General features: G+C 65.5%; 13 protein-coding genes and 1 pseudogene. 12 read left to right on the forward strand and 2 right to left on the reverse strand.

Features of this window, described 5'->3' with window-relative positions:
• The first annotated feature begins 1 nt into the window (after nt 1).
• Nucleotides 2–844 carry an SDR family oxidoreductase gene (locus ACIQ3B_RS16820; protein WP_397404618.1) on the forward strand — a complete coding sequence of 281 codons (843 nt, stop codon included), beginning with the start codon at nt 2–4 and terminating at the stop codon, nt 842–844.
• Here ACIQ3B_RS16820 and ACIQ3B_RS16825 read toward each other — a convergent pair.
• Nucleotides 829–1,587, reverse strand: coding sequence for an alpha/beta fold hydrolase (locus tag ACIQ3B_RS16825; RefSeq protein WP_397404620.1), 759 nt, complete (start codon nt 1,585–1,587; stop codon nt 829–831). The genes ACIQ3B_RS16820 and ACIQ3B_RS16825 overlap by 16 nt on opposite strands.
• Nucleotides 1,588–1,632: 45 nt before the next feature.
• Between ACIQ3B_RS16825 and ACIQ3B_RS16830 the strand changes: the two genes are divergently transcribed.
• The 11 genes from ACIQ3B_RS16830 (at nt 1,633) to ACIQ3B_RS16880 (ending at nt 10,796) form a co-directional block, all read left to right on the forward strand.
• On the forward strand, nt 1,633–2,793 hold the full coding sequence (locus ACIQ3B_RS16830) for a glycosyltransferase family 4 protein (protein WP_397404622.1): 1,161 nt from the start codon (nt 1,633–1,635) through the stop codon (nt 2,791–2,793).
• Nucleotides 2,793–3,779 carry a glycosyltransferase family 9 protein gene (locus ACIQ3B_RS16835; protein ID WP_397404624.1) on the forward strand — a complete coding sequence of 329 codons (987 nt, stop codon included), beginning with the start codon at nt 2,793–2,795 and terminating at the stop codon, nt 3,777–3,779. Before ACIQ3B_RS16830 ends, ACIQ3B_RS16835 begins: the two co-directional genes overlap by 1 nt.
• 108 nt (nt 3,780–3,887) lie before the next feature.
• Nucleotides 3,888–4,409, forward strand: a complete 522-nt coding sequence (gene infC, locus ACIQ3B_RS16840) for a translation initiation factor IF-3 (protein WP_397404626.1) — start codon at nt 3,888–3,890, stop codon at nt 4,407–4,409.
• 24 nt (nt 4,410–4,433) lie between these two features.
• Complete coding sequence (locus ACIQ3B_RS16845) at nt 4,434–4,730, forward strand: RidA family protein (RefSeq protein ID WP_397404628.1); 297 nt, start codon at nt 4,434–4,436, stop codon at nt 4,728–4,730.
• A 211-nt stretch (nt 4,731–4,941) separates the two neighbouring features.
• Nucleotides 4,942–5,145, forward strand: coding sequence for a 50S ribosomal protein L35 (gene rpmI / locus ACIQ3B_RS16850; protein WP_397404639.1), 204 nt, complete (start codon nt 4,942–4,944; stop codon nt 5,143–5,145).
• Between the two features lie 13 nt (nt 5,146–5,158).
• Complete coding sequence (gene rplT, locus ACIQ3B_RS16855) at nt 5,159–5,515, forward strand: 50S ribosomal protein L20 (RefSeq protein WP_397404630.1); 357 nt, start codon at nt 5,159–5,161, stop codon at nt 5,513–5,515.
• A 114-nt stretch (nt 5,516–5,629) separates the two neighbouring features.
• Complete coding sequence (gene pheS, locus ACIQ3B_RS16860) at nt 5,630–6,742, forward strand: phenylalanine--tRNA ligase subunit alpha (protein ID WP_397404631.1); 1,113 nt, start codon at nt 5,630–5,632, stop codon at nt 6,740–6,742.
• Nucleotides 6,742–7,149, forward strand: coding sequence for an ASCH domain-containing protein (locus ACIQ3B_RS16865; protein ID WP_397404632.1), 408 nt, complete (start codon nt 6,742–6,744; stop codon nt 7,147–7,149). The genes pheS and ACIQ3B_RS16865 overlap by 1 nt, the downstream gene beginning before the upstream one ends.
• Before the next feature lie 193 nt (nt 7,150–7,342).
• Nucleotides 7,343–9,727, forward strand: coding sequence for a phenylalanine--tRNA ligase subunit beta (gene pheT / locus ACIQ3B_RS16870; RefSeq protein ID WP_397404634.1), 2,385 nt, complete (start codon nt 7,343–7,345; stop codon nt 9,725–9,727).
• Nucleotides 9,728–9,774: 47 nt separating this feature from the next.
• Complete coding sequence (locus tag ACIQ3B_RS16875; RefSeq protein WP_397404636.1) at nt 9,775–10,332, forward strand: TIGR00645 family protein; 558 nt, start codon at nt 9,775–9,777, stop codon at nt 10,330–10,332.
• 5 nt (nt 10,333–10,337) lie between these two features.
• A complete protein-coding gene (locus tag ACIQ3B_RS16880) occupies nt 10,338–10,796 on the forward strand; it encodes a VOC family protein (protein WP_397404638.1) in 459 nt (152 codons plus the stop codon).
• A 116-nt stretch (nt 10,797–10,912) separates the two neighbouring features.
• Here ACIQ3B_RS16880 and ACIQ3B_RS16885 read toward each other — a convergent pair.
• Nucleotides 10,913–11,044: pseudogene (locus ACIQ3B_RS16885) on the reverse strand (IS481 family transposase); the annotation flags it as partial.

Genomic DNA, 11,044 nt, shown 5'->3' on the forward strand with positions numbered 1-11,044 from the left:
TTTGTTTGGGTTTTTTTTGTGGGGCTGGGCGGGGGTGTGGGTCCTCGCCGCTTCCGGATGGACGTTCACCGCAACCTTTCGAAATCCGGAGACCCGGGCTGAAATCGAGACAGACGGCGGCTACCCCCTCGACCTGGCTGACACAGGCGTCGTCGAAGAGATGGCGACTGCCGCAGATGCGATCTTGATCACGCCGCCGCCCGGACCGGACGGATGCCCTGGCCTGGCGGTGCTTGGGGCCGCATTGGATGCACCCGCAGCCCGCTGGCTCGGCTATCTCTCAACCACCGGCGTGTACGGCGATCGCAGAGGACGTTGGGTCACGGAAGCCAGCCCGTTGTCCGCCGGGTTCGCTGAGGGACAGCGCCGCGTAGCGGCCGAGCAGCGCTGGCTGGAGCTCGGCGATCGCTCGGGGCGCGCCGTAACGATCTTCCGCCTGCCCGGCATCTATGGCCCGGGGCGCTCGACTCTGGATCGGGTCAGGGAGGGTCGTGCGCGCCGGATAATCGCTCCGGATCAGATCTTTTCACGCATCCACGTCGATGACCTTGCGGCAGGTATTTCCGCTTCCATTGCCCGGCCACGCGCCGGGGGCATCTACAATCTATGTGATGACGAACCGGCCCCGAACAGCGACGTTGTGGTCTATGCGGCGGGCCTGTTGGGTCTGGAGCCGCCGCCACCGATCGCGCTTGAAGACGCCAATCTCGCGCCTGCCGCACGGCGCTTCTATGCAGAAAGCAAGCGCGTCTCAAACGCCCGGGCGAAGGCAGAACTCGGATGGCGGCCCGACTATCCGACCTACCGTGAGGGCCTGACCGCGATCCTTCAGGCGGGTGGCTGAAGACATTCTTCCAGTGTGGACAGCAAGCGCTCGATGTCCTGCGGTCGCGACAGGCGGTGATCGCCGTCCCGGATAAGAGAGAACACGACGTCCGACCCGGCCAGACTCTCTGCCAGCTCCAACGCATGGCGCCAGGGCACGTCCGGGTCCAGGCCACCTTGAAGGATGCGGACCGGGACACTGATCGGGACCGGCGCGCCACCCAGGATCGACCAGCGCGCACCGTCTTCCAGCAAAGCCCGACTGATCGGATAGGGATCGCCGTACTGTGACGGCCTCATCCAGACACCCTCGGCATCCAGCGCCGCCCAACCATCTGCCGGGATATCCCGGGACATGAGCCTTTCCGTGAAGTCCGCCGCCGGCGCGATCAGCACCAGGGCCCTGACACGCTCAGGCCGCGCGTTGGCCGCCAAGCATGCCATCCACCCGCCCATGGACGAACCCACCAGCACAAGGTCTCCAGCAGTAAGTTCATCCAGCACGGCCAGCGCGTCATCGCGCCAGCGACTGATGGTCCCATCTGCGAAGGCGCCAGACGACTCCCCGTGCCCGAAGTAGTCGAAACGCAAAAACGCCCGGCCAGCCGCCGCCGCCCAGTCCGCTACAGCCTGCGCCTTGGTTCCATTCATCTCGGACCGGAACCCGCCCAGCCAGACTACTGTGGAGCCGCCTCCTGCCACGCGTCGCCAGGCCAGTCGATGCCCGCCCGGGCGTTCCAGAAATCCAGTAACCTCGGTCATCCAGCCCCCTTAGCAGAACCGGGCAACTCAGTTTAGAGAGAGGCCGTGTCGTTACCCCCTGATTTCACACTGCTGCAGGTTGTCCCCGAGCTTGAAACCGGCGGCGCCGAGCAAAGCACCATCGACGTAGCCCACGCTGTGGTCCGCGCCGGCGGAACCGCGCTGGTCGCTACGCGGGGTGGGCGCATGACAGCGCGGCTGGAGGCCGATGGCGGCCGCCTGGCGCAGATGCCTGTCCAGACCAAGAACCCGCTCACCATGCTCGGTAACGCCGCACGCCTGGTGGCGTTGATCCGGCAGGAAAACGTATCGATCGTGCACGCGCGAAGCCGCGCACCGGCATTCTCAGCCCTGTGGGCGGCGCATGTAACGCGCACGCCCTTCGTCGCCACCTACCATGGGGTCTACAAGTCGCAATCCGGCCTGAAGCGCTGGTACAATGCCGTCATGACCCGCGGCGACCTGGTGATCGCAAACTCCGACTACACCCGTGACCATGTTCTGGCCGAGCATCAGGTGACTCCAGAGAAACTCGTGACAATTCCGCGCGGGGTGGATCTGGAACGGTTCGACCCGGCCCGTGTCGGTCCGGATCGGATCGCGGCACTGCGGCAGGCCTGGGCGCTTCCGGATGATGGCCGCACGCTGATCCTGCTGGCCGGGCGGCTGACAAGGATCAAGGGACACCTATCCATCGTTGAGGCGGCGCGGCAGCTGGCGGCGCAGGGCCGGAACGATTTTCGCATTGTGTTCGCTGGCGACGACCAGGGTCGGACAGGCTATGCGGCCGAGGTGGTGACGGCGATTGGCGCAGCCTATCTGCAGGACACTGTCCGGGTGGTCGGCCATTGCGACGACATGCCGGCCGCTTACCTGCTGGCCGATCTGGCCATACTGCCCACTACAGTGCCCGAGTCATTCGGTCGCGCCGCCGTCGAACCCCAGGTAATGGGCCGGACCGTCATCGCCTCGGCGCACGGGGGCGTCACCGAAACCATCCTGCATGGCAAGACCGGCTGGCTGGCGCCCGTCGACAACCCCGAGGCGTGGGCAGCGGCGATCGGGCGGGCCATTGACGTTGGTCCGGTCGAACGCCGCGAGATGGGAGAGCGGGGGCGCAGCCGCGCGCGTCAGCTGTACTCGGCCGAGGCCATGTGCGCCGCTACGCTTGCCGCCTACGTGCGCGTTCTCGAGGCCCGCGCCTGATGGCCCGCAGCATCGAACGCATCCTGGTGATCAAGCTCTCGGCACTGGGCGACTTCGTCCTGGCGCTGGCGGCCATGAAGACAATCCGGCAGGCCCATGCCAAGGCCCACATTACCCTCCTGACCACACCACCCTTCGAGGCGTTGGCGAAGACCTGTCCCTATTTCAACGCCGTGGACACCGGCGGTCGCCCTGCGGGGCCGTCGGCATGGCTTTCGCTACGTACCCGGATGAGAGCGGCGAACTATGCACGAGTCTACGACCTGCAGACATCATCAGCGTCCAACCGGATATTCCAGATCCTGCGCCCGTCCCCGCCCCCATGGTCAGGCATCGCATTCGGCTGCGCCCTGCCCCACGGAAATCCACTTCGCAACGGCATGCACACTCTGGAGCGCCAGGCAGACCAACTGAAGTATGCCGGCATCTGGGACGATGCCCCGACAGAACCGGGAACGGCCCCCACGCCCGATCTGTCGTGGATCCTTAAGGCAGCAGCGGCGGAACGCCCCAGGTCAGGCGGCAATCGTCCGCGTCCCTATGTGATGTTCGTGCCCGGCGGCGCCTCGCATCGTCTCGATAAGAGATGGCCGGTCGAGCATTACGCCGAGCTGGCCCGCATTCTTTATTCGCGGGGGTTCGACATCGTGATCATCGGCGGGCCCCAGGAGGCTGAGTTAGCCCACACGATCCAGCGGACAACCCCCCGGGCCCGGGACCTCACCGGGCGGACTGACTTTGCGAGCGTGGCTCGGCTGGGCGCAAATGCGGCGCTGGCCGTCGGCAACGACACTGGGCCCCTGCACCTGGCAGCAGCCGCCGGCGCGCCCACGATTGTGCTGTTCTCCAAGGCGTCGGACCCGGCCCTCTCCGCGCCGCGAGGGCGGGTGGCGATACTCAAAGCTGACAATCTCACCGACCTGCCAGTGGCGCAGGTGGCGCAGACGGCGAACTCTTTGGCCCCCTCATCGTCCGCAATGCCTTGATACGAGGGCGCCCCTTCGTCATATACTGCTACCACGACCGGATCGCCGCGCGCGACCCGGCGTTTTTTGCGTTCCAACAGTCCCGGAGACCTGCCTATTCGCCGTCCCATGCAAACGCCGCCCGTCAAAGACGGACCGCGTATGAACGAAGACATCCGCGTCCCCCGTGTCCTGCTCATCGACCAGCACGGAGAGAAGCAAGGGGTCATGCCCACATCAGCAGCCATCGAGGCTGCTGAAGAAGCGGGCCTCGACCTCGTGGAGATCGTTCCCAACGCAGATCCGCCCGTCTGCAAGATTCTGGACTATGGAAAGTTCAAGTTCCAGGAGCAGAAGAAGAAGAACGAGGCGCGCAAAAAGCAGAAGGTCGTCGAACTCAAGGAGATCAAGCTCCGCCCGAACATCGACGTTCACGACTACGAAGTGAAGCAGCGCTCGATGCACCGCTTTTTCGAAGAAGGCGACAAGGTAAAGATCACGCTCCGCTTCCGCGGACGCGAACTGGCCCACCCGGAGCTCGGCATGAAGCTGCTCCAGAAGGTGAAGGCGGACTTCGAACCGATCGCCAAGGTGGAATATGAGCCCCGCATGGAGGGCCGCCAGATGATCATGATCCTGGCGCCCAAGTAGCGCAAACAGACTGTGGACTTCGCGGTGCGGTCGCCCTTTTGGCGGCTGCTTTTGCGGTTCGGTCGGCGGCGTAGCGGCGGCGACAGGGACTCCTGCGGCTGGAGCCGACAACTCGCGCATGGCGGCGCGGCCATCGGCGGCACGACGGCCGACGCCGCCAAACGGGTGATGGACAACATCAAGCGCGCGGTAGAAGCGGGTGGCCTGACCATGGACCATCTGGTCTGGGTCCAGGTGTTCTCCAGCAACCTCGCCGACTACCAGACCTTCAACGAGGTCTACCGGACCTACTTCAAAGGCCCGCTGCCCGCCCGCGCCTAACTGGGCGCCGACCATCTGCTGGGTGAGGCGCGGTTCGAGGTCATGGGGATCGCGGTGGGCAAGGGGAAGTAGGGCGAGGCCAAGCCCCACCTTGCATTCCCTGCGCCTTTCCCGTATTCACCCGCCCCTTCGGAACCGCCTGGCCCAAAGGCATGCCAGGGCGGTTCATCAACACGACCTAGAGGACGGGGTGTTCGCATCCCGACGTGAAATGCCCAAACTGAAGACCAAGTCAGGCGTGAAGAAGCGCTTCCGGCTTACGGCGACCGGCAAGATCAAGGCCGGCGTCGCTGGCAAGCGTCACCGCCTGCTGAGCCACAACGCCAAGTACATCCGTCAGAACCGTGGCACCAAAGTGATGAGCGCGTCCGACGCGAAGATCATCAAGCTTTGGATCCCCTACGGCCTTTCCTAAGGAGCGCTGACCGATGGCACGCGTTAAGAGGGGCGTCACCGCCCACGCAAAACACAAGAAGGTTCTCGAGCAGGCCAAGGGCTTCTACGGGCGCCGCAAGAACACCATCCGCACCGCCAAGGCGGCCGTGGACAAGGCTGGCCAGTACGCCTACCGCGACCGCAAGGTCCGCAAGCGCATGTTCCGGTCGCTTTGGATCCAGCGCATCAACGCTGCGGCCCGCACCGAAGGGTTCACCTACTCGCAGTTTATTCACGGCCTTGATCAGGCCGGGATCGAAATGGACCGCAAGGTCCTCGCCGACATCGCCGGCGCCGATCCAGTCGCGTTCAAGGCCATCGCCGACAAGGTTCGCGCCGCGCTGGCTTAAGCCCTTGGGTCGTTAGACCTCGAAGGTTTCAAGAGCCCTCCGGCCGAACCGCCGGAGGGCTTTTTGCTGCGCCCTCTTCACCCCGGGAAGACGTAAAGCTAGGACACCCGTCCCATGACCGATCACACCACTCTGCAGGCCGACCTCACCGCCCGCATCGCCGCCGCCGCCGATCTCGCAGCGCTGGAAGCTATCCGCGTGGAAGCGCTGGGCAAGACCGGCTGGATCTCCGAGCTATTGAAGACCCTCGGCCGCCTGACGCCCGATGAGCGCCGCGTTGAAGGCCCGAAGATCAATGGCCTGCGCGACGCCGTCGCCGCGGCGATCGCAGACCGCAAGGCCGCACTGGAAACCGCCGAACTGGATTCGCGGCTGGCCAAAGAGACGGTCGACCTCTCCCTGCCGCCCCCGCCCGAGCGTCGCGGCCGCGTGCATCCGACCATGCAGGTGATGGACGAGATGATCGCTGTCTTCGCCGAGATGGGCTTTGCGCTCGCCGAAGGCCCGGATATCGAGGACGACTTCCACAACTTCACGGCGCTGAACTTCCCGCCCAAGCACCCGGCGCGGGAGATGCACGACACCTTCTGGCTGCCTGAGGATGAGACTGGCCAGCGCAAGCTGCTGCGCACCCACACCAGCCCGGTGCAGATCCGCGCCTTGCAGCAGGGCCAGAACCACAAGCTGCCGGGCTGGATCGCATCAAGCCAGACGCCGCCGATCCGCATCATCGTGCCGGGCCGCACCTATCGTTCGGATAGCGACGCCACCCACACGCCGATGTTCCATCAGATCGAGGGTCTGGTGATCGACCGCAACATCCACATGGGCCACCTGAAGTGGACGCTGGACACCTTCATCAGCCGCTTCTTCGAGACCTCGGTGGTCGAAACCCGGTTCCGCCCGCACCACTTCCCCTTCACCGAGCCCTCGGCCGAGATGGATGTGAAGTGCGATCGCTCGGGCGGCGACGTGAAGATCGGCCAGGGCAACGACTGGATGGAGATCGTCGGGTGCGGGATGGTCCATCCCAACGTACTGACCAACTGCGGCCTGGATCCGGATGAGTGGCAGGGCTTCGCGTTCGGCTTCGGCGTCGACCGGCTCGGGATGCTGAAGTACGGAATGCCCGACCTGCGGGATATGTTTGCCGGCGATGTGCGCTGGCTGGACCACTTCGGCTTCTCGGCCTTCCAGGCGCCGAACCCGGCGACGGGGTTGAGCTGATGCTGACGGAACAGGACTGGCGGTCGCTGGAGCATTTCGCTTTCGGCGACAGCCCCGAAATGGCTGACGAGTTGTTGTCCCTCGTGCTGCGCGGCGTGAAGACCGCGACCTGCTGGGCGGCGTCGCAAGGGCTGAAGGGCAGCGAACTCGGCTCGCGTTACGTTGTTCTGGACGGCCAGGGGCGACCTCGCTGCGTCATCGAGTCGATCGAACTGACGCAGCGCCGCTTCGATGAGGTTGATGCCGCCTTCGCCGCTGAAGAGGGCGAAGGCGATCTGAGCCACGCCTACTGGGCCAGGGTCCACCAGGACTGTTTCTTCCGGGAGGGGACCTTCACGCCGGACATGATGCTGTTCTGCGAGCGGTTCCGACTCGTCGAAGTGCTGGCCAGGGAGGTGGCGCGATGAGCACGCCAAACCGGCCTTCTCCCCTTGCGGGAGAAGGTGGCCCGCTCCGCGGGTCGGATGAGGGGTCGCGCCGCCCTGGCAACCGCCTCGTCAAGACGCTCCGCCGGGCTCTTCTCACCGCTCGCAGGGTGCAACCCCTCATCCGTCAGCCTTTGGCTGCCACCTTCTCCCACAAGGGGAGAAGGGTTCCAATGTGCGAGCTGCCGATATGAAATTCACCCTCTCCTGGCTCAAGGAACATCTCGACACGACCGCGACGGTCGACCAGGTCGTCACCGCCATGACCATGGCCGGCCTCGAGGTCGAGCATGTGGAAGACCCTGGCGCGAAGCTGGCCGCCTTCTCGGTGGCCCGCATCGTGGAAGCCGTGCAGCACCCCAATGCCGACAAGCTCAGGGTCTGCCAGGTCGACACCAGGGACGGCCGGCTGGAGATCGTCTGTGGCGCGCCCAATGCGCGGGCAGGCCTGACCACCATCTACGCCCCCATCGGCGCCTATGTGCCCGGCTCGGGCGTGACGCTGGAGGCGCGGCCGGTGCGCGGCGTGGTCTCCAACGGTATGCTTTGTTCGGCGAAGGAACTGGAAGTCGCCGAGGAGTCCGACGGCATCATGGAGTTATCCGGCGACCTGGCCGTCGGCGCGCTGGCCGCCGAAGTGCTGGGCCTGGAAGCGGTGATCGATTTCGAGGTCACCCCCAACCGGCCTGACTGGCTGGGCGTACGCGGCATCGCCCGGGATCTGGCGGCTGCCGGGCTTGGAACGCTGAAGCCCGACGTCACAGCGCCGGTTGCCGGGGCATTCTCCTGCCCGATCGAGATCGCCGTCGATGGAGACGCCTGTCCGGTCTTTGCCGGCCGCCTGATCAAGGGCGTGAAGAACGGCCCATCGCCAGCCTGGCTGCAGCAGCGGCTGATCTCGGTGGGCCTGCGGCCAATCAACGCCCTGGTGGACGTGACCAACCTGATTTCCATCGACCGCGCTCGACCGCTGCACGTCTATGACGCGGCCAAACTGGAAGGCGCCATCATCGAGGCCCGCCTCGGCCGGGAGGGCGAACAGGTCGCCGCGCTGGACGGCAAGACCTATGCGATCACCCCGGAGATCTGCGTCATCGCCGACGGCTCCGGCGCCATCGGCATCGGCGGCGTGATGGGTGGCGAAAGCACCGGCTGTTCCGAGGCGACCACCGATGTGTTCGTCGAGAGCGCCTGGTTCGACCCGATCCGGACGGCTCAGACCGGCCGCACCACCGGCATCAACTCGGACGCCCAGTATCGCTTCGCCCGGACCGTGGACCCAGCCTCCGTGAGGCCCGGGCTGGATCTGGCCACATCCCTCATCCTGGAGCTGTGCGGCGGCGTAGCGTCTGACGTTACGGTCGCGGGCCACGCGCCGACGCCGCCCAAGTCGATCGCCTTCGACCGGGCCTTTGTGAAGAAACTCTCAGGCCTCGACGTGGGCGCCGTACGGATTGATGACATCCTCACGCGCCTGGGCTTCGAGGTCGACGGCCACAACGTCACCCCGCCATCCTGGCGCCGCGACGTCGAGGGTCGCGCCGACCTGGTGGAAGAGATCGCCCGGATCGAAGGGTTCGACGCCCTGCCCTCCACGCCCCTCCCACCCATCGCCCGGCCCCCCGGCGGCGCCCTGACCGTCCGCCAGGTCCGCATGCGCAACGCCCGCCGCGCCCTTGCCGCCCGAGGCTATGCCGAGACGGTGAGCTGGAGCTTCATGCGCCGGGAATGGGCCGAGCTGTTCGGTGGCGGCGCTGCGAAACTGGTGCTGTCCAACCCCATCGCGTCGGATCTGGACACCATGCGGCCCTCGACACTGGGCAATCTGATCGACGCTGCGGCCCGCAATGCCCGCAAGGGTTTTGCCGATGCCGCCCTGTTCGAAGTTGGTCCCAACTTCCGGGGCGACGAGCCGGGCGACCAGTGGACGGCGGTCACCGGCCTGATCGCGCCGCATGTGCCCAAGCACTGGGCGAAGGCTTCTGGCGATCCATTGTTCGCCTTGAAGGCCGATCTGCTGGCGCTGCTGGATGAACTGGGTGCGCCAGGCCTGCAGGTGGTGCAGGGCCAGAACGCGAGCTGGTGGCACCCTGGCCGCTCGGCCCGCCTGCAGCTCGGACCCAAGGTTGTGATCGCCGAATTCGGCGAACTGCACCCACGCGTGCTCAAGACGCTGGACGCTGACGGGCCCATGCTGGCCTTCGAAATCAACCTCGACGCCATTCCTGAGCCCAAGCGCCGGGGTGTGAAGACCAAGGCGGCGCTGGACCTGTCCACATTGATGCCGCTGCGGCGCGACTTCGCGTTCCTCTTGGCCGCGGAGACACCGGCCGGCGACCTGATCCGTCCGATCCTGGGCGCAGACAAGGCGCTTATCGCCGCCGCGCGCGTGTTCGACGTCTATCAGGGCCAGGGCGTGCCAGAGGGCATGAAATCGGTGGCCGTAGAGGTGGTAGTGCAGCCGCGAGAGAAGACCCTGACAGACGCCGAGATCGAAGGCCTGTCCGGCAGAATCGTCACAGCGGCGGACAAGGCGGTCGGGGCAAAGCTCCGGGGGTAGTCGGCGACGACTTGCGCCGTCCGACGGAGCCGGTATCAACTTCGCTGATGAACGAACCCACGGTCGCCCCTCGCGCGCCCAAGCGAAAGCCCGCCGCAGAGCGTTATCTGGAACTGTGGCTGTTCCGGTCGCGCTGGCTGATGGCGCCCTTCTACGTGGGTCTGGTCTTCGCGCTGGCGGCGCTGTTCTTCGTGTTCGTGCAGGCGGCGATCAAGGACCTGTCGCATCTGGGGTCCATGTCGCCTGAGGAAGCCATCCTGATGGCGCTGACCCTCATCGATCTGTCGCTGGCGGGGAACCTGCTGCTGATCGTGATCTTCTCCGGCTACGAGAACTTCGTCTCCAAGATCGATACCGGCGACGACGAGGACCGGCCCGGCTGGATGGGCACGGTGGACTTCTCGGGTCTGAAACTGAAGCTGGTGGCCTCGATCGTCGCGATCAGCGCCATCGCGCTTCTGAAGGCCTTCATGGAACTGGCCGAGGGCAAGGACATTTCAGACCGGCATCTGGCCTGGCTGGTCGGGATCCATCTGGTGTTCGTGATCTCGGGCGTACTGCTGGCGCTGATGGACTGGCTGGCCAGCAAGACCGACAAGCACTGAAGGCGATGATGGAAATCAACGGCGTCGCCCATACCTTCATCACGGCCGGAGACTTCGAGCGATCCGTCGCCTTCTATCGCCAGCTCCTGCCGTTCCTGGGATTGCAGGAGGTCGCCGATAGTGCAGACACCTACTACTGCGTCGGCGGGCGTACAGGTTTCGGCATACGCCGCCCGGATCCGGCCCATTCCGGCGCCGCCTACGCTCAGTTTCGCGTCGGCAGCCTGCATCACCAGTGCTGGCGGGTCCGCGACCGCGCCGACATCGACGAGGCCTATGCTTTCCTCGTGTCTATCGGCGCCAAGGTCGTGCATGCGCCACAAGATGAACCCTGGGCGCCGGGCTATTACTCGGTGCTGTTCGAAGACCCCGACGGCATCCGGCTCGAACTCAACCACGTGCCAGGTCGCGGCCTGTTCGACACCCCGACCCAACGCGTGGGCGCGTCACTGGACGGACGCTAGATCACGTCGAGATTGGATTGACTCAATCCAATCTCGAGAAACGTGATCGCTGTCCTATGTTTAGAGCGGGTTGCGGGCGGAAAACCGGTTCCCACTTTTCCTCAACCCGATCACACCTAGATGTGGAGCCTCAATAGGTTGTCCGCGTCGAGGCCGAGTCGGCTGATGGGTGTCTGGGACTTAATCCCGCCGTGTGGCCGATGCCAGTTGTAGCGGTGTAGCCAGACAGGCAGCTCGGCGGTTCGATG

It is taken from the genome of Phenylobacterium sp. (genome assembly GCF_044358365.1).
Classification (GTDB): domain Bacteria; phylum Pseudomonadota; class Alphaproteobacteria; order Caulobacterales; family Caulobacteraceae; genus Phenylobacterium.